At 64.1% G+C, this 18375-nt stretch carries 12 protein-coding genes; 5 read left to right on the top strand and 7 right to left on the bottom strand.

All coding sequences use genetic code 11. The annotated features are described in order from the left end of the window. Window positions 1–111 precede the first annotated feature (111 nt). The 4 genes from CAG29_RS03005 (at window position 112) to CAG29_RS02990 (ending at window position 3709) form a co-directional block, all read left to right on the top strand. On the top strand, window positions 112–936 hold the full coding sequence (locus tag CAG29_RS03005) for an NAD(P)-dependent oxidoreductase (protein ID WP_085693844.1): 825 nt from the start codon (window positions 112–114) through the stop codon (window positions 934–936). Between the two features lie 90 nt (window positions 937–1026). Next, window positions 1027–1512 carry an Hcp family type VI secretion system effector gene (locus tag CAG29_RS03000; protein ID WP_085586773.1) on the top strand — a complete coding sequence of 162 codons (486 nt, stop codon included), beginning with the start codon at window positions 1027–1029 and terminating at the stop codon, window positions 1510–1512. Window positions 1513–1559: 47 nt separating this feature from the next. Then, window positions 1560–2948, top strand: coding sequence for a hypothetical protein (locus tag CAG29_RS02995; protein ID WP_256576778.1), 1389 nt, complete (start codon window positions 1560–1562; stop codon window positions 2946–2948). Further along, entirely contained in the window at window positions 2945–3709 is a 765-nt protein-coding gene (locus CAG29_RS02990; protein WP_085693842.1) for a hypothetical protein, read from the top strand. The genes CAG29_RS02995 and CAG29_RS02990 overlap by 4 nt, the downstream gene beginning before the upstream one ends. 62 nt (window positions 3710–3771) lie before the next feature. Here the strand turns inward: CAG29_RS02990 and gbcB are convergent, their stop codons facing one another. Further along, window positions 3772–4872, bottom strand: a complete 1101-nt coding sequence (gene gbcB, locus CAG29_RS02985; protein WP_085586806.1) for a glycine-betaine demethylase subunit GbcB — start codon at window positions 4870–4872, stop codon at window positions 3772–3774. 281 nt (window positions 4873–5153) lie between these two features. Between gbcB and gbcA the strand changes: the two genes are divergently transcribed. Continuing rightward, window positions 5154–6446: a glycine-betaine demethylase subunit GbcA gene (gbcA, locus tag CAG29_RS02975; protein ID WP_085586769.1), complete on the top strand. Its 1293-nt coding sequence runs from the start codon at window positions 5154–5156 to the stop codon at window positions 6444–6446. Between the two features lie 107 nt (window positions 6447–6553). Here gbcA and CAG29_RS02970 read toward each other — a convergent pair whose 3' ends face one another. The 6 genes from CAG29_RS02970 to dgcB form a co-directional block, all read right to left on the bottom strand. After that, entirely contained in the window at window positions 6554–7798 is a 1245-nt protein-coding gene (locus CAG29_RS02970) for a metallophosphoesterase (protein ID WP_085636920.1), read from the bottom strand. Window positions 7799–7823: 25 nt separating this feature from the next. Then, a complete protein-coding gene (locus tag CAG29_RS02965) occupies window positions 7824–9692 on the bottom strand; it encodes a hypothetical protein (RefSeq protein ID WP_085693841.1) in 1869 nt (622 codons plus the stop codon). A gap of 162 nt (window positions 9693–9854) precedes the next feature. After that, window positions 9855–13307, bottom strand: a complete 3453-nt coding sequence (locus CAG29_RS02960; protein WP_085693840.1) for a GMC oxidoreductase — start codon at window positions 13305–13307, stop codon at window positions 9855–9857. 1106 nt (window positions 13308–14413) lie between these two features. Beyond that, a complete protein-coding gene (locus CAG29_RS02955) occupies window positions 14414–15184 on the bottom strand; it encodes an electron transfer flavoprotein subunit beta (protein WP_085580647.1) in 771 nt (256 codons plus the stop codon). 10 nt (window positions 15185–15194) lie between these two features. Next, window positions 15195–16415: an electron transfer flavoprotein subunit alpha/FixB family protein gene (locus CAG29_RS02950; protein WP_085629996.1), complete on the bottom strand. Its 1221-nt coding sequence runs from the start codon at window positions 16413–16415 to the stop codon at window positions 15195–15197. After that, window positions 16415–18364 carry a dimethylglycine demethylation protein DgcB gene (gene dgcB, locus CAG29_RS02945; RefSeq protein ID WP_085580651.1) on the bottom strand — a complete coding sequence of 650 codons (1950 nt, stop codon included), beginning with the start codon at window positions 18362–18364 and terminating at the stop codon, window positions 16415–16417. The genes CAG29_RS02950 and dgcB overlap by 1 nt, the downstream gene beginning before the upstream one ends. Window positions 18365–18375 lie beyond the last annotated feature (11 nt).

Raw genomic sequence — 18375 nt, 5'->3', positions numbered from 1 at the left:
CGGGGGAGCCTGCTCCCTCGCCGCAAGCCCCCGCCCCTGCACGCCCTCCTGCCTGGTCTACAGTGTGTGTCGAGCCTTTCCGCTCACATAACAACAAGCAGGAGCGAACGCATGTCCCTCAAAGGCAAGACCCTGTTCATCACCGGCGCCAGCCGTGGCATCGGGCGCGAGATCGCGCTGCGGGCCGCGAAGGACGGGGCCAACATCGTGATCGCGGCCAAGAGCGCCGAGCCCCACCCGAAACTGCCCGGCACCATCCACAGCGTGGCCAGGGAAGTCGAGGCGGCCGGCGGCCAGGCGCTGGCCCTGCAAGTGGATGTGCGCGACGAAGACGCCGTGCGCCAGGCGCTGACCCAGGCCAACGAACGCTTCGGCGCCATCGATGCCCTGGTGAACAACGCCGGGGCGATCAAGCTCACCGGCGTGGCCCACATCGAGCTCAAGCGCTTCGACCTGATGCACCAGATCAACACCCGCGCGGTGCTGCTGTGCAGCCAGGCCGCCCTGCCCTACCTGAAAAAATCCGCCGGGCACATCCTCAACCTGTCGCCGCCGCTGAACCTCGCGGCAAAATGGTTCGCCCAATACAGCCCCTACACCGTCACCAAGTACGGCATGAGCATGCTCACCCTGGGCATGAGCGAGGAATTCGCCGCCCACGGCATCAGCGTCAACTCCCTGTGGCCGCAGACCATGATCGCCACGGCGGCCATCGAGTTTCAGCTGGGCAACCGCGAGTCGTTCAAGCATGCGCGCACCCCGGCGATCATGGCGGACGCGGCCCACACGATCCTGAGCAGCAACGGGCGGCAGATCACCGGGCGCCTGCTGATCGACGAGGAGATCTTGCGCGAACACGGCGCGACCGAATTCGGCCACTACCGCTTCGAACCGGACAGCGACGCCAAACTGATGCCCGACCTGTTCATCGACTGATCAATTTCAGAATCGGACTACGCCTCGTCCGACATCAAGTAAACAGGGTTCCTCATAGACTGCCCGCTCCACATTCAAGGAGCGAAGGCTATGGCGAACCCTGCCTACATGACCATCACCGGCAAGACACAAGGCCTCATTTCAGCGGGCTGCTCGACCCCGGAGTCCGTGGGCAACAGCTACCAATCCGCCCATACCGACGAAATCATGGTGCTTGCCTTGAGCCATGAAATGCGCCGCGACAACAACCTCGGAAAAGCCGTCCACCAACCGGTGATCATCACCAAAGCGTTGGACAAGTCCTCCCCGCTGCTGGCCCAGGCCCATTCGAACAGCGAAGAGCTGGAGTGCACGATCAGCCTGTATCGCACCTCGCCCCAAGGCCAGCAGGAAAAGTTCTATACGATCGCCCTCGACGGCGCCGTCCTCGCCGAGCTCTCGCAGGATGTGCCGCATATCATCCTGCAGAACGACGCCCAGCCCCAGGAACAGCTGGCCATCCGTTACCGCGGCATCAGCTGGGTGCACCACATCGCCGGCACCACCGGCACCACCTCGTGGGGCGAAATGGGTTGAGCCCACGGCCATCCGCTCCCAGTGACGTGCAGGACGCCGCCGGCCGCTTGCTGGGCCAGGCCCTGACCAGCGGCGCCCGCCATATGGCCTTCGGCATGGCACGCGTGCGGTTCATCCAACAGGTCGCACGCTACGCCAAGCGCATCGCCGATGAAGTGGCCGCCGGCCACCTGAGCCCGGAGCAAGGGATCCTGGCCCTTGCGCAGGAACAGCGGGACTTGCTGAACCAGTCCCGGATCCTGTCGCGCAACCCCCGCCCGGCGAGGGCCAGGTCGTTGTCCGCGCAGCCCGCAGCCCATTCCGATCCGGAACGGCTGCTGCGGGCCGTCCACCGGCAGAACCTGAAGGTGTCGCGCCTGGCGGCGATGTCCGGCCCGTCCCCGCACCCCGTCAACGACCTGCGGTTCTTCCCCGGCGAGCTCTGGCCGCAGGAAGTGCCGGCGCCTGTAGAGCCGGGGTTCTACATCGTGCCCGAAAGCCTGCCCGCCGAGGCCCTTCAGGCGCGCCTGTTCCCGTCGCCCAAGCCCAATGTCATCGCCACCTTCAAACGCCTGAATCCGCTGGAGGACGTGGTGAAGGCCGGGTCGCTTATTGTTTTGAGCGATCCGGGCAATCAGCAGTGCACCTATGAGGAATCGTTGCTGATGGAGACCGCGCGTACCGTGAGCACGGCGCTAGCACCGTTGACGGTGGAAGAGGCGGATTTCATGGCGCAGAACTACGGCATCATTCAGGGCGCACTCTCGGATCAATCGAAAGTGATTGGCGTCGTCACGGCCATAGCGGCCAATCATCTGGACGGTATAAAAAGCATTCTGAACGACATCGAGCTCTTGCATACCAATACCCTTGAGGCGAATGGGAGCCTGAATTCAAAAGACTTCAAAAAACAGCGGGCGCAATTGCTCAAAGGTTTTGATGGCCAACTGACCCGACTCACCAGAGAAACCCTCAACCTCCCTGACTACCCAAACCTGAAAACCGCCTTAGGTATCGATAACCCACACCTGATCCATCGCTGGAGAAAGGCCGGCGGCATCAGCCAGATTCCCGGTTACGCCACTCATTTCCAGGCCGTCACCAACGCGTCGCAATACGTCAAATATGGCGGTTGGATCGGCACGGCGGTGGGAGGTAGTGCGTCGGTGATGAAGGTTCAGGAAGTTTGCGCGAATGGAAGCACCGAAGCGTGTGAAAAGGTGAAGTTCACGGAGACCGGAAGCTTTTTGGGTAGCGTGGGAGGCGGAATAGTCGCCGGCACGCTCGTGAGTTTGAGTGCCTCAACGATCTGCGTAGGAGTTGGTCTCCCGACTGGCGGGCTCGGCACTGTCCTTTGTGCTGCCCTATTGGCAGGAGTCGGAAATTATGCCGGCGGGACTTTGGGCGAAAAAGACGGTGATCGGATCGCAGAGAAAGTATACGAGGCTGTTAAATGACCCTCCGCATTTCAGACTTAATATTTTTGTTGGTTGGCATTATAGACTTCATCGGCATATTTATTCTAATAGGGATAATGTTGTATATCGCCAAAACAAAAACCGAAACCATACTAAGCCACCTAACTAACAGCTCGATCTCAAACAAAATAATAGTACTTTGGCACGGAGGAATCCGGGGCAGAATTCGCATGATGGGCGAAGTGTTCGCCATCATGAGAAACCCAGCGATTTATATCCACGCCGGAACACTTTGCGCGAAGGACTTCGAAAACTTCCCCAAAAAACTCAAGAAAGACTTAATCACCTTATACAGACTCGTTTTAATTTCTTTCGCAATGATGATGTGCCTGGGACTTGCCTCATCTGCAGATCACATGCGCGACATCGCAAAAGAGCCAATAGTGATTATGGCCATAGTGAGCTTCATAGGCCTTTTATCAGTCAATGGGATTTTGCTTTATGTCGCCAAGGAAAAGCTGGAATTAATCCTCAACAGCTTTGAAAGAAGCTCGATCACCCCGTCTCTGCTCATGTTATGGCAGTCGGGTTTAGGGGGGCGCATCTATATGTTAGGAGAGATCTTTGGCATCCTCAAAAACCCCTCACGATATATATCCCAAGGCAAAGTAAGCGCAAGAGACGTTAAGAGTTTTCCCCCAAAGCTCAAACGCGTCCTGCTTAGACTGAACCAATACCAGCGAATATTTGGCTTTACGTTCGCGGGCTTTGCCTTGCTCGCCATGTCCGAACTGGTTTGAAGTCGCAGTATTCCAGCCGACCTCCTCGCTGAGGAGATCGGCCCAAGTGCAAACAATCCGACTTAAAACTCAATCCGCACATCCCCCTTCGGCACGCTACAGCACGACAGGATGTACCCCTCGGCCTCGTCGTCCTCGGTGATCCCGCCGTTGTGGTCCATCTCCACCTCGCCGCCGAGCTTGAGCACCTTGCAGGTGCCGCAGATGCCCATGCCGCAGGCCTTGGGGATCATCAGGCCGACCTTGGCCGCCGCCGCGTGCACGGTTTCGCCCGGGGCCACGCGAATGCTCTTGTCCGAGGAGGTGAACTCCACCAGGTGCAGGTCCGCCGCATCGACCGCCGGCGCTTCCGCTGCCTGTTCGGCCTGTTCCACGGCGTCGGCCTGGGCTTCCGGCGGCGTGGCGCCGAAGGACTCCTCGTGGTAGCGCTTCATGTCGTAGCCGGCGTTTTCCAGCAGACGCTTGACCGCGTTCATGTACGGCGTCGGGCCGCAGCAGAACACTTCGCGCTCCAGGAAGTCCGGCACCATCAGTTCGAGCATCTTGTGGTTCAGGTAGCCGCGGTAGCCGGCCCACGGCTCGCCCAGCCCGTGCTTCTCGCAGATCAGGTGCAGGCTGAAGTTGTCGATCCGCGAGGCCATGTGCTCCAGCTCGCGGTGATAGATGATGTCCTTGGGCGAGCGGGCGCTGTGGATGAACGACATGTCGACGTTGCCGTTGGTGTCGTAGAACCAGCGCGCCATGGACATGCACGGGGTGATGCCGACGCCGCCGCTCAGGTACAGCACTTTCGGGCTTGGGAAGTCGATGGCGTTGAACAGCCCGACCGGCCCGTGCACCGCCAGTTCCTGGCCTTCGTGCAGGGTGTCGTGCAGCCAGTTGGAGACCTTGCCCCCCGGCACGCGCTTGATGGTCACCGAGAAGCTGTAGGGCACCGACGGCGAACTGGAGATGGTGTAGGAACGCATGATCGGCTGGCCGTCGATCTCAAGCTCCAGGGTCACGAACTGGCCCGGCTTGAAGAAGAACATGATCGGCTGGTCGGCCATGAAGCAGAACGTGCGCACATCCCAGGTTTCCTGGATGACTTTGACGCAACGGACTATGTGCCGGCCATTGGCCCAGGTCTGGGTGGTGACCGGATTCAGGAAGTTGTTGGACATGCTGTTCTCCACGGCCGACGGTCGGCCTTCATGTGGCGATTCTGCGCATGGCGCAAACCGTGCGTTTACCTATCCGCGACATTCACATGCTTATCGCGACCAGCCCCCAACCACCGGGGCTTGCGCGTCGGGATCAGATTGCGCCATGTCGCCCATGGATAAGGTTGCGGGCTGCGCCGGCCCCACACTCGGCTCCACATAACGACGATTTGCAGCACCTTGCGCAGCACACCTGATCAGCCACTTTCACCGGCCCGCAGAATGGCCATGAGGACGAATCGATGGACACCGCAAAACTCAGCCTGGGCGATCCGCTGGAACCCGCACGCAAGGCCACCGCGCAAATGCTTCAGGAACGCGAGCGCACCTTCTCGCTGCCGCAGCCGTTCTACAGCGACGAGCGCCTGTTCGACATCGACATGCAGGAGATCTTCCAGAAGGAATGGCTGATCGCCGGCATGACTTGCGAGATCCCGGCCAAGGGCAACTACCTGACCCTGCAGATCGGCAAGAACCCGATCATCGTGATCCGCGGCGCCGAGGGCGTGGTGCATGCGTTCCACAACGTGTGCCGCCACCGCGGCTCGCGCCTGTGCACCAGCGACAAGGGCAAGGTCGCCAAACTGGTCTGCCACTACCACCAGTGGACCTACGAGCTGGACGGCCGCCTGCTGTTCGCCGGCACCGAGATGGGCGCCGACTTCGACATGAACCAGTACGGCCTCAAGCCGGTGAACGTGAAGACCGCCGGCGGCTACATCTTCATCAGCCTGGCGGAGAACCCGCCGGCCATCGACGACTTCCTGTCGACCCTGAACCACTACATGGAACCCTACGACATGGAGAACACCAAGGTGGCGGTGCAGACCACCTTGATGGAGAAGGCCAACTGGAAACTGGTGCTGGAGAACAACCGCGAGTGCTACCACTGCAACGGTTCGCACCCTGAGCTGCTCAAAACCCTGCTGGAATGGGACGACGTCACCGACCCCCGCGCCGACCAGGCGTTCAAGGACCATGTCGCCGCCTCCGCCGCCGCCTGGGAAGCCGAGAAGATCCCTTACGCCCACGCCAGCTTCGGCCTGCGCAACCGCATCGTGCGCATGCCGCTGCTCAAGGGCACCGTGTCGATGACCATGGACGGCAAGCAGGGCTGCGCCAAGCTGATGGGCCGGATCAAGAACCCGGACCTGGGCTCGATGCGCATCCTGCACCTGCCGCACTCGTGGAACCACTGCATGGGCGACCACATCATCGTGTTCACCGTGTGGCCGATCAGCGCCCAGGAGACCATGGTCACCACCAAGTGGATCGTGCACAAGGACGCGGTCGAAGGCGTGGACTACGACGTCGAGCGCATGCGCAAGGTGTGGGACGCCACCAACGACCAGGACCGGCGCCTGGCCGAAGAGAACCAGCGCGGCATCAACTCCACGGCCTACCAGCCGGGCCCGTACTCCAAGACCTACGAGTTCGGCGTGGTCAACTTCGTGGACTGGTACAGCGAGCGCATGCTGAGCAACCTCGGCGCCGAGCCTGCGCCGTACCTCAAAGGCGTGCCGGTGCAAGGCTAAAGGCAAAGGCATCGCTGGCAGGCCGTCCTCCACAGGGGATCTCCGATGCACAGAGAATCCCCGGTGGGAGCCAGCCTGCTGGCGATGGGCCCCTCCCCCTTACCGCATCACCTGGATGACCACCTCACCGAGCCATCCTCACCGATGAACTCCTCGAAGATCTCCTCGCCCACCAACCGCACCCTCGCATAACCGTTCAGCACCCGCAGCGGATACGACGGGTCCTGGGCGTTCTTGGTCTCCGAAAACAGCACCCGCGAATGCCCGTCCAGCTGGCTGGTCACCCCGTACGGAATCGCTCCGTGCCCGGCGCAGCGCGCATGCAGCCCGCCCTGGGTCGCGTAGACGATGCCGTTGTGCAGATGCCCCCAATACCAGTAGTCCGGTTCACGGCCCAGCGCATCGCAGACCGGTTGGTACAGCGCGGTCTTGTGGTGCCCGGTGATGTCGAAGCCCTGGTGGTGACTGAGCACCATCAGCTTCTTGCGTTTGGGCAGGCCTTTCATCCACTCGATCTGCGGCTTGTTCAGGGTGCCGTCCATGTACAGGTTCATCACGTCGGAGGCATACGCCGTGTCCAGCCCGACGATCAGCCAGTCATCGTTGTACATCGCGAAGTAGCTGGTGCCCTGTTGCCCGGGGAAACGGTGCGCCAGTTCCTTGAAGTAACCGTGGGCGCCGCTGTACATCTCGTGGTTGGAATTGAGCGTGAACGAGCCGTGGGTACCCATCGGCCAGCCGGCCATGTCGGTGTCTTCCTGGGAGTGGGTGCCGGCGTAGTACACATCCCCCAGGTGGATGGTGAAGTCGGCATTGGCCAGTTGCATCTGGTTGGCGACCGACACCGCCGGCGCATGGCTGTTGAACGGCCCGGTGCCCCAGTCGCCGGCGATCGCCAGGGTCACGTCGCGCTCCATTTTCACCATGGCCGGATCAGTGCCGAAGGTCGCGTGATGGCGCAGGTTCTCGATCCACTTGAGCAGCGCCTCGCTCCACAGCAGATCCAGCAGTTCCCACTTGCGGCACCCCAGCAGCGTGCCGTCCTTGAGCACGCGGGTCTGCAACTGGTCGGTGGACTGCGGCAGCGGCGTGGCGTTGCCGATGCGCAGGATCGACAAGCCGTGGGCCAGTTCCCACGGCACGGCCGGCTCGTCGTCCGGCAGTTCGCCGTGCTTGAGCACGTACTGCGCCTGATCGTGGCCGCGCTTGAGCAGCGTGATGATCGCCTCGAACTCCTTGGGCTCCAGCTCGCTGACCAGTTTCATCCAGGCCATTTCCATGCGCGTGAGCAAGCCGTGCAGGCGCACCTTGACCTTGTCGTACTCGTGCTTCAGATGACCGACCGCTGACATGGCGAAATCCTCTATCCGTAAGGGTTCACAGGGTTTTCATGAATTCGATCAGGGCGCGCTTGTCCACGTCCGACAGTTGCGTGCCGTACTGGTGGCCGCTGTTGTGGTTGCCCTCCAGGCGCGTGTCGTACTTGAAGTCCGCCGAGGCCTTCATCTGCGCGCCGCTGGTGACGAAGCCGACGTTGACCGGGTCGTACACGTCAGAGCCGGTGTAGAACACCTGCGGCCGTTTCTCAGGCGGCTGCAGCAGGTCCCACAGGGTCGGCACCGAACCGTTGTGCAGGTACGGCGCCCGCAGCCAGATGCCGTCGGTGGGCGTATTGCTGTAGCTCTGGGTCTTGCGGTAGGCGCCGAAGTCGAACGGCGGTGTCTTGAAGGTGTGGAACGCGGCGACCAGCCCCGTGGTGAACGAGTCGAGGCGGTGCGGGTCGGTGCCCAACTGGTCGATGTTGGTGGTGACCTGGCCTGTGTCGGTGCGGCCGAAGTCATGGCAACCGGCGCAGTTGGTTTCCCAGATCGGTTTGCCCTGGGCGACCTTGGCCTGATCCAGCGCCCACGGCCAGGCCGGCGCCTTGTGCCCCAGCAGCCAATTGGTCACGCGGTTGAAGCTGGGCGGCAGCACGGATTGCGGCGTCGCGCCCACGGCCATCGCCGCCGCGTAGTTGCGCTCGTGGATCTTGTTGTTGTTGCCGTCCCAGTGCAGGTACATCGACTCGCGCGGCTTCTGGTTCCACACCTGCGGCAGGTCGACGGTGCCGATGGTCGAGTCGTCCGGGAAGCCGAACACCACCATCTTCGTCGGGTTGAAGGTGTCGGTGCGCCCCGGCCCCTGGGCCGGACGCAGTTTCTGCCAGGCGTAGGCCTGCTTTTGCTTGAGCAGCGCGGTCTTGGCCATCGGGATGATCAGGAAGCGGTTGTAGAGGCGCTCGAAGAAGCCCAGCTGGAACTTGGCGTTGATCGCCGCCATCACCGCGTCGGTGGTGAATTTCGGGTCGCTGGCGCAATCGTAGGCGAACCACTGGAACGCCTGCAGCTGCAGGGTGTTGGCCGGTGCGCTCGGCACGTTGATCGCCACGTCGCTGGCGTTGGCCCGGTAGGAGCCGGTGTGGCACAGCGCGCAATTGGGTTCGACGGTCGGGTAGCCGATCTGCCGCTTGGCCATGCCGATGGGCAAGTCCTTGCCGTTCTCGAACAGGAAGCCGAAGACTTCCCAGCCGCCGGGTTTCGGCATCTTCTCGGGGCACATCTGCGGCAGCACGGAAAACAGGTAGTACGGGATCCGCGCCTCGATGCCCAGGCCGATGGCGGCGTACTTGTAGTGGTCTTCGTCGGAGGCGTACTCCTGCTCCGGCACCACCCGCAGCATCTGGTACCAGGTCTGGTAGCCGATGAACGCCAGCAGTGCCACGACCACGAACGTGGCCACCTTGAACCCGTGGTTCTGCCAGCGCCGGGCCCAGCCCGCCCGCCATTCCCGCCAGCCGGCGCACAGCAGCGGCAGCGGCCGGTTCTCCGGGGCGCTGCCCAGGTACAGCAGGATGCCCAGGATCAGGAAGAAGCTCAGGTCGCCCATCAGCATCGGCACGAACACCGAGCCTTGGCTGCTGGTGTTGATCAGGTAGATCCAGAACGCCACGGCGATCAGCCGCGTCAGCACGCACAGCCAGGAGTGCACCACATAGCGTGGCGCGTTGAAGCCCGACGGCATGTAGAACACGCTGATGCCCACCAGCAGCATCCCGGCGTTCTCCAGCCACGGGTCGGAGAGCTGGGGCGGCAGGCCGACCACGGATGTCAGCAGCCCCGGCGCGAACAGCGCCGGGATCGCGAACACCATGTTCATCAGAATGCCGAGCCAGATGAAGCGTTGAAACCAGCGCAGATAGCTGTCCATATCATCCATTTCCTTGTGCGGATCCCGAAGGTGCAGCGCCTGATGCGCCGCCTTCGCGTGCGAGCCCGCTCCCGCAGGAGCGCGGAGCCTCACTCGGGATCTGCGCCCGGCGCAGATCCCTGTGGGAGCGGGCTTGCCCGCGAAGCGGCCGATGCGGCCCCGTCAACCGAGGGCGGTCTTCTCCAGGTGTTCAAGGATGATCGGGTACACGTCCACCACGGCGTTCTTGCCGAACATGCAGTCGATGTGACCGTAGCCCGGCACCACATGCCGGCTGTAGCGCTCCGGCCCATGCACCTTGCACACCCGCTCGTAGGTCTTGAGCGTGCTTTCCGGCAGGTAGCACTGGTTGTCGGCGCCGCTGATGAAGCAGATCGGCATGCTCAGCCGCTCGAAGTGCGGCATGTACACGTCGTGCCCCTTGAAGTCCACCAGGTGGCCCTTGCGCACGATCAGCGCCAGGTGCTCGAAGGTCTGCATGTTCGACTCGCCGAACAGCTCATGCAGGTTCTCGTGCAGGGTTTCGTTCAAGGTGTCGTGGCGGTACAGCGAGGCGTACATGAACGTGATGCGGTGGCACACCGGGTTGGTGCAGTAGCCCTGGGCCTCGATCCTGGCGTAGCCGTTGAGGGCCTTGTCGTACAGCTTGTTGAACCAGTTCTCCTTGCTGTCGGCGTAGGCCGTGAGGGATTTGACGCCGATGGCGTCGAGCATGCCCGGCAGGTGCAGCCCGGCCTTGAGCCCCGTGGCGGTGGCGACCACCGTGTCGGCGGCGATCTGCGAGCAGACCACCGAGCGCACGTCCTGCAGGCCGGCCAACAGCGACATGAAGAACGTGGTCGCGCCGTAGCAGTGCACCACGCACTGCACGTCCTTGGCCCCGGTCTCGCGGCGGATCTGGCCGATGGCGGCCTTGAAGTCGTACTGGGCGATCTGGTCGCCGTTCCATTCCTTCTTGCTCGCCGGCAGCAGGATGCTCACCCGGAAATCCAGCAGCCATACGTCGTAGTCGTGCTTGCAGAGGAACTCCAGCAGGTTGGTCTGGATGGTGTCGGTGGAGAAGATGTTCGACCCCACGCCCAGCCCGTGCACCAGCATCACAGGCCCCTTGCTGCCGGCCCGGTAGCGGGTCAGGCGCAGCTGGACGCCGTCCTCGGTGGGGAAGAAATGCACGTCCGGGGTCGGCGCGTCCAGCGGCCGCTTCAGCCGCGGCGGCGCATCGGGGTTGAAGTAGATGTCCCCGGCGAACACCCCGCCGTAGCTTTCCCAGAGGATCCCGGCGAAGAACTTGCCGAACCGCGCCAGGCCCTCGATGCGCTCACGCTCGTTGCGCGCGTTGAGCACTTTCATGGTGGTCATCTGCTTGGCGAAATCCGCCGGCTTGATGTGCATCACCCCGGAGCCGATCACCTCGCCGGACTTGTCCGGCCCGCGGTACAGGGTGACGTACAGGGTGCTGGTGTCGTGCCAGATGTTCAGCACGCCGTTGTCCTCCGGCACGGTCTTGAACGCGCTGAAGAAGTAGTCGTTGCCGTCCTCGGCGGTGAGCTTCATGTCGTATTTCATGTGACGGGTGTCGACCTGCTGCTCGAACTGTTCGAACAGGTTGAACACGCCATTGCTGGCGGTCAGCGGCTCGGGCGACAGCGCCGGGGCGATCACCGTGCCGACGATCGTCGCGGCGTGCGTCGGCTCCTTGATCATCCGGTTGAGGTCGTTGGCGGTGATGGTCAGGGTGAAGTCGATCGGCGAGTTGTCCGCCTCGCCGCGCTTGGCCGCCGCCTCGTAGACTTTCAGGTCCGTGCTCTGCGCCGCGGTGAACGCCCGGGAGAAGTAGCCTTTCATGGTCTCGGTGAACTGCACGCCGAGGGTCGGCGGCGCCACTTGCTTGCGCGGCGCCGACGGCAAGGTGTAGTCGATGTGCCAGCCGCGGTCGGCGGCCAACAGGCCCATGTTGCGCTCGCTCACGGCGGAGATGGTCAGCAGCGGGTTGACCGCCAGGGAGGTGGGGATCACCGCGCCGTCGGTCACGTACAGGTTGGCGTAGACGTCGGTGCCGCTGGCGCCGCTGAACACCTGGCCCTTGTGGTTGACCACCCCTTGCGCCGCGTCCTGGCCCATCACGCAGCCACCCAGCGGGTGCACCGACACGATGCTGTGCTTGAGCAGCTTGGTCCAGATCGGGTTCTCCACCCAGATCCCGCCCAGGGCCTTGGTGCTCTGGTGCAGGCGCTCGTTGCCGATCTTGAAGTTGTCCTGCTCGCCGACGCCGGGCCAGTCGATGCGCAGCTGATCCTTGCTGTCGAGCACCATCCGCCCCTGGCCGCTGTCGTGGCTCATGATCAGGTACGTCTGCATGTTGTGCAGCGCGCCATGGTACGGGCCGCGCAGGAAGCTTTCGGTTTCGCGTTCCTTGTATTTCACCTTGCCGCTGAAGCTGTCGTCGGTGGGTTTGCCTAGCGCTTCGGCGAACCCGGCCATCGCCGGCACCATCGGCCGGCCCAGGGCACCGGGGATCGAGCCTTCCTCGATGACCATGCGGCTGCTGACGTCGCCTTCGGTGCGCATGTCGATGATCGAGGTGATGCACGGCCCCACCGGCTTGAGTTCCTTGGCCGAGTGCGCGCCGAAGCCGATGCCGTTGACGGTCTGCTCGCAGTTGTGGCCGAAGCCAAGGATGTCGCCGTTGCCGCTCATGTTCTCGCCGAGCTGACCGGACATCACCAGCCCCTTGTCGCGCGAACGCAGCAGGATTTCGGTGGAACCCAGGGTGCCTGCGGACACCACGACGATGTCGGCCTTGACGAACAGGGTCGGCGCCGAGAACTTCTCGCGGCCGCTGTCCAGGTACTGGAAGTGCACGATCCAGCCGTCGCCGTCGCGCTCCAGGTGCCGCACCTGGGCCTGGCAGAAGATCTCCGCGCCGTGGTTCCAGGCGTCCGGCAGGTAGTTCATCAGCGTGGTGTTCTTGGCCTTGTTGTTGCAGCCCGACACGCAGTCGCCGCAGTGGTTGCACGGCAGCTGCTCGACGCCGACATGGTTGGTGTTGTTGGGCAGCTTGTCGAAGGTCACGTTGATGGGCGGCTTGTAGAAATGCGCGCCCTGCTTGAGGAAATCGGCGGACTTCTTGTTGGCGTCGAGCTTGGGCAGATTCGGTGCGGAGGCGGGGTAAGGGTTGGGCTTGAGCATCTCGCGGGCCCGGGCGTAGCCGTCCTTGAGCAGGGTGTCGCGGTGCGCGCGCACTTCCGGCGGCCAGCGCGGATCCTCGAACACGCCCGGCTCAGGCTCCAGGGAGACGTTGGCGTTGATCAGCGACGTGCCGCCCAGGCCGCAGCCGACCACCACGTTCTGCTGGGCGTTGACGTGCAGGTCGAACAGCCCGGTGCGCGAGCCGATGTGGCCGTCGGGGTCGTGCACCTGCAGCTCTTCGGTGGCGGCGATCATGGTGTTGGGGTACTCGCCGGGGCGGATTTCCCGGCCGCGCTCCAGCAGGCAGACCTTCTTGCCGGCCCGGGACAGGCGCGAGGCGGCGATGCCGCCGCCGTACCCCGAACCGATGACGATCACGTCGTAGTGTTCCTTGATCTCACTGATGGGCGTTGCGATCCGTGACATGGGTAGGTTCCTCTCTCAGGCTGACGGGGCAACTCTGCGGCTGCCTGCGATCATGGGGCGAACGGCACCTGGCCTCCGGACGGAGCCGGCGGCAGTACGGCGGTTTGGGCAGTGGGCATTGCAAAAGCGCTAAAGACGGGCGCGCTGGTTGGCGGCGCGGCGCAGCGTGCGTTTGCGCGGCCGGGGTGCCGGCCACGCAGTGCGCGGCACACAGGGAACGGGGAGCGGGCGGAGTGAATGGCTATCCATCACGGCGTTCTCCCTGAACCGGATGTGGATAAGTGACGGCTGTCCTTGTGCCATTGGAGTGAAGACAGCCGCCGGATCGAAGTCAAGGCAGGCCCTTAGAACTGTATGAAATCTGAGCAATTGCCGTTTGGACTAAGCCCGGCGGGCCTTTCAGGGTTTGGCGAACAAGTTATCCACATGACCACCCACAGCTAATGGGGACAACTGCGGACAATCCGCACAGAAACGGGGGCTTTCGGCGAGGAAAAACCGTGGATTATTCAGGACGATACGCGAACGCGCGCAATGATCATTTTTTGATCAGATCATTGCAAGCCACGCAGAACGTGGCTTTCAGCGTATGGCAAACACCTTATCCACAGAAGCGCCAACAGAGTTCGGGGGTAACTTTGAGATTGCTGTGGAAAAGCGCCCAGGCTGTTGAATAAACCGGCCGTTGAAGGCGTTTTGTGTATGCGAAGGCTGAATTGAACGTTTTTTGATCAGCGCCTTGCAAGCCACGTTCTGTGGGGCTTTCAGCCGAGAGCGAACATCTTATCCACAAAAGGGCCAACAGAGATTGGGGGAAACTTTCGTCGGCCGCCATGGGAAAAAGGCCGAAAAAACCGTGACTTAGGCTGATCGTTTTTTGATCGCAGGGCTGCAGGGCTTGATTGGCGTGGGGTCTGTGGAGGGGCGAACATGTTATCCACAGAATCGCCAACAGGGATTGTGGGTAAAGCCTGTGGGAGCAAATGTCTCGTCGGCCTCATCGCCAGCAGGCTGGCTCCCACAGTTTTCAGCTGCACCACAACCCCTGTGGGAGCCAGCCTGCTGGCGATGGCGTCAGTGAGAGCGCCACTGCGCCCCCAGGGGATTCAGCGAACCACCCCCTCCTCGATCAACAGCTTGAGGATCGCCTCGGCCCCCGCCTGGGCACTGACGCCCTTGAGCACCTGTCCACCCCCGCCGCTGGCCTTGGCCGTGGCGGCCTTCATCCGGTCGGCGCCGCTCTTGGCCTTGATCACCTTCAGCCGCTTCGGGCGCGGCTTGGCCGGTTGCAGCGTCGCTGCCGCCAACAGGCCGTCGTCCACCACTTCGACGTCTTCAGGTTGCAGCACACCGCGCCGGGCCGGCCCGTAGGCGCTTTGCCGCGGCTTGGGCGCGGCGTTATCCACAGTGGCCAGAAACGGCAGGCGCACCTTCAGCCGCCGCCGCTGCCCGCGCGGCAGCGCTTGCAGCACCAGCGCCGAGCCGCCGTCGATCGATTCGACCTGCGCCAGCCCCACCACCAGCGGCCAGCCCAGCCCTTCGGCCAGCAGGAACGGCAGCATCCCCGAACCTTCGCCGGTTTCCGCCTGGCTGCCGGTGAGCACCACCTGGGCCCCGGCCCCGCGCAGGTAGTCGGTCAGCGCCGGCAGCGCGTCCGCCCCCGCCGGTTGCTCCAGCACGTGCATCTGCTCCAGGCCCATGCCCAGGTAGGCGCGCAGCGCAGGCTCGGCGATGTCGCCGGCGTGCAGCACTTGCAGGCCGTCCCCGGCCAGTTGCAGGCCCAGCTCCACGGCCCGGGCGTCCTGCTCGGCGCGGCGCGGCCGGCCCGAGGTCGGGTGGGCGCCGATTGAAACCAGACTGATGACTTTCGCGTTCATGACCCTTTCCTCAAGCCGCATCACGTTTGGCGCCGTTGCGCCAGGCTTCCACCGCCGCGATCAAGGCCTGCAGCACCTCGGCGCTCTCGCCGATCACCGACAGGTCGGCGCGCTTGATCATGTCGCAGCCGGCGTCGAGGTTGATCGCCACCACCTTGTCGCAGGCACCGATGCCTTGCAGGTGCTGGATCGCCCCGGAAATCCCCACCGCCACGTACACCCGGGCGGTGACCCAGGTGCCGGACGCGCCGACCTGACGGTCGCGGGACATGAAGCCATCGTCCACCGCCACCCGCGAAGCGCCTTCGGTGGCGCCGAGGGCGGCGGCCGTCCTGTGGAAAAGATCCCAGTCCTTGACCCCGTTGCCGCCGGAGAAAATGAACTCCGCCTCGGCCATCGGGATCGCCGCCGGATCCACCGCCACCGCGCCCAGATCCTCAATGCGCGACAGGCTGCGGGCAACGCTTGTGGATAACTCCACCGGCAACGCTTCGTGGCGGGTCTCGCTGACCGGCTCGGCGCATTCGGCCGAGGCCAGGATCAGCCGCGCCAGCGGCCGGACGAGATCCTGCAGGCCTGCCCCGGCGCGGCCGGTGCATTCCTGATCCTTGACTTGCCACACCCGCGTCGCCGGGCGTTCGCCCAGGGCTGCGGCAAAGCGCCGGCCCAGTTCGCCGCCGCCGCTGCGGCTGTCGGGCAGCAGCCAGTGGCGCGGAGCGAACTGGTTATCCACAGCCCGCAGGCCCTGCACCCGTTGCTCCGGTGCATAACCGTTGAATTGCTCGCCTTCGAGCACCAGCAGGCGGTCGACGCCCGCCGTGGCGAAGGCGCTTTCCTTGTGCTCGCCGAACACCACCGCCAGCACCGCGCCGTCCTGGCCGGCCAACTGACGGGCCAGGCCCAGCAGGTCGCGGTCGTGGCTGCTCAGGCGGCCGCCGACCATGTCCGGCACCACGCTGATGTAGAACGCCGGTGTCGGCACCTGGTGCAGCGGCAACTGCACTTCCACGGCGGCCGAGCGCTTGGCCGCCCCGCCCTGCTGGGCACCGCTGCGGTCGATGCGCTTGATGCCGTTGGGGCCGATGAAGCCGACGCCGTGGGGGTTCTTGCGGACGATCCCGTGGGGGCCCATCCAGCTGTGCTGCGCCGGTTGCATGGCTGCGTGCAGCGGATGCAGACGGTTGCGTGCGATCCATTCGGCGCGCGGATCGCGGCGGATAATGTCGCTCATCAGTGGGCCTCCGCAGGTTCACGTTTGGCCGGGGCGGCGGGCTTGCCCGAGGCGGACTCCTCCAGCAGCGCGTCGGCCACCAGCTCAGCGATGTCCTTGATCAAAGGACGCGGTTCGACCACGCCTTCGAGCATCGCCGTGCACTGCGGACAACCCACGGCCACCAGGGCAGCGCCGGTTTCGCGGATGTCTTCCATGCGCATGTCGGGGATCCGCTGCTTGCCCGGAATGTCGGTGATCGGCGCCCCGCCACCGCCGCCGCAGCAGCGCGAACGGAAGCCGGAACGCTGCATTTCCTTGACCTCGATGCCCAGGGCCCGCAGCACCTGGCGCGGCGCTTCGTACTCGCCGTTGTAGCGGCCCAGATAGCACGGGTCGTGATAGGTCACGCTGTCGCCCTTGTGCTGGCCCAGGTTCAGCGCGCCGTCGCCGATCAGTTCCGCCATGTAGGTGCTGTGGTGCTGCACCAGATAGTTGCCGTCGAAGGCGCCGTACTCGTTCTTCAGCACGTGGAAGCTGTGCGGGTCGCAGGTGACGATGCGGTTGAAGCGGTACTTGGCCAGGGTCTGGATGTTGCGCTTGGCGAGCAGTTGGAATGTCGCCTCGTCGCCCAGGCGCCGGGCCACGTCGCCGCTGTCGCGCTCTTCGAGGCCCAGCACGGCGAAGTCGATCTTCGCCGCCTTCAGCACCTTGACGAAGGCGCGCAGGGTGCGCTGGTTGCGCATGTCGAAGGCACCGTCGCCGACCCAGAACAGCACGTCGGTGGATTTCTTCTCGCCGAGCACGTCGAGGTTCAGGTCCGCCGCCCAGTTCATCCGCCCGCCCGGGGCGAAACCGCCGGGGTTGTCGGTGGCGATCAGGTTCTCCAGGACCTCGGCGCCCTTGTTCGGGGTCGCACCCTTTTCGAGGGTCAGGTGACGGCGCATGTCGACGATGGCATCGACGTGCTCGATCATCATCGGGCATTCCTCGACGCAGGCGCGGCAGGTGGTGCACGACCACAGGGTCTCGGCGTCCACCAGGCCGTTGACGATCGGCTGGTGCGGGTTGCCCGAATGCTCGCCGACGGGTTTGCCCGGATACGGGCTGCCGGCGAACTTCGCGTCGCTGCCGCCGGCCAGGCCGACGACCATGTCCTGGATCAGCTTTTTCGGGTTCAGCGGCTGGCCGGCGGCGAACGCCGGGCACGCCGCTTCGCACTTGCCGCACTGCACGCAGGCGTCGAAGCCGAGCAATTGGTTCCAGGTGAAATCCTTCGGTTTCTCCACGCCCAGCGGCGCATCTGGATCGTTGAGGTCCAGCGGCTTGAGGCCGGTGGAGCGACCGCCGCCGAAGCGTTCGGCGCGGCGGTGCCAGGCCAGGTGCAGGGCACCGGCGAAGGCGTGTTTCATCGGTCCGCCCCAGGTCATGCCGAAGAACAGCTCCGACACGCCCCACAGCACACCGACGCCCAGGATGGCCGCCAGCACCCAGCCGCCGAAGTCCTGCGGCAGGATGCCGGCCACCGGCAAGGTCACCAGGAAGAACGAGGCCGAGAACGCCAGCAGGCTTTTCGGCAGGCGCATCCACGGGCCTTTGGACAGGCGCGAAGGTGGGTCGAGCCGACGGCGGTAGACGAACACCGCGCCGACGAACATCACGGCTGTCATCAGCAGCAGCGCGTAGCCGAGGATGCGGTTGTGCAGGCCGAAGCCGTGCACCAGGATCGCCAGCACGATGGACGCCACCGCCCCGCCCGCCGTGGCGACGTGGGTGTTGGCGATGTATTTGTCCCGCGCCACCACGTGGTGCAGGTCGACCATGTAGCGCTTGGGCATGGCGAACAGGCCGCCGATCAGGTCGACCTTCGAGGCACGGCCCCGGCGCCACATGGCCACCCGCCGCAACGCGCCCAACACCGCGAGGGCGATGGCCGCGAACAGCAGGATCGGAAGAAGGGTGTTCAACATGGTGAAGCTCC

Source organism: Pseudomonas sp. B7(2017), assembly GCF_002112745.1.
In the GTDB taxonomy this organism is placed as follows: Bacteria; Pseudomonadota; Gammaproteobacteria; order Pseudomonadales; family Pseudomonadaceae; genus Aquipseudomonas; species Aquipseudomonas ekonensis.
This window is presented reverse-complemented; position numbering and strand designations above follow the sequence as displayed.

What these genes read in the sequence shown, in the direction of transcription:
- CAG29_RS03005 (WP_085693844.1), top strand. Translation starts at nt 112, where the DNA reads ATGTCCCTCAAAGGCAAGACCCTGTTCATCACCGGCGCCAGCCGTGGC.
- CAG29_RS03000 (WP_085586773.1), top strand. Translation starts at nt 1,027, where the DNA reads ATGGCGAACCCTGCCTACATGACCATCACCGGCAAGACACAAGGCCTC.
- CAG29_RS02990 (WP_085693842.1), top strand. Translation starts at nt 2,945, where the DNA reads ATGACCCTCCGCATTTCAGACTTAATATTTTTGTTGGTTGGCATTATA.
- gbcB (WP_085586806.1), bottom strand. Translation starts at nt 4,872, where the DNA reads ATGTCCAACAACTTCCTGAATCCGGTCACCACCCAGACCTGGGCCAAT.
- gbcA (WP_085586769.1), top strand. Translation starts at nt 5,154, where the DNA reads ATGGACACCGCAAAACTCAGCCTGGGCGATCCGCTGGAACCCGCACGC.
- CAG29_RS02970 (WP_085636920.1), bottom strand. Translation starts at nt 7,798, where the DNA reads ATGTCAGCGGTCGGTCATCTGAAGCACGAGTACGACAAGGTCAAGGTG.
- CAG29_RS02965 (WP_085693841.1), bottom strand. Translation starts at nt 9,692, where the DNA reads ATGGACAGCTATCTGCGCTGGTTTCAACGCTTCATCTGGCTCGGCATT.
- CAG29_RS02960 (WP_085693840.1), bottom strand. Translation starts at nt 13,307, where the DNA reads ATGTCACGGATCGCAACGCCCATCAGTGAGATCAAGGAACACTACGAC.
- CAG29_RS02955 (WP_085580647.1), bottom strand. Translation starts at nt 15,184, where the DNA reads ATGAACGCGAAAGTCATCAGTCTGGTTTCAATCGGCGCCCACCCGACC.
- CAG29_RS02950 (WP_085629996.1), bottom strand. Translation starts at nt 16,415, where the DNA reads ATGAGCGACATTATCCGCCGCGATCCGCGCGCCGAATGGATCGCACGC.
- dgcB (WP_085580651.1), bottom strand. Translation starts at nt 18,364, where the DNA reads ATGTTGAACACCCTTCTTCCGATCCTGCTGTTCGCGGCCATCGCCCTC.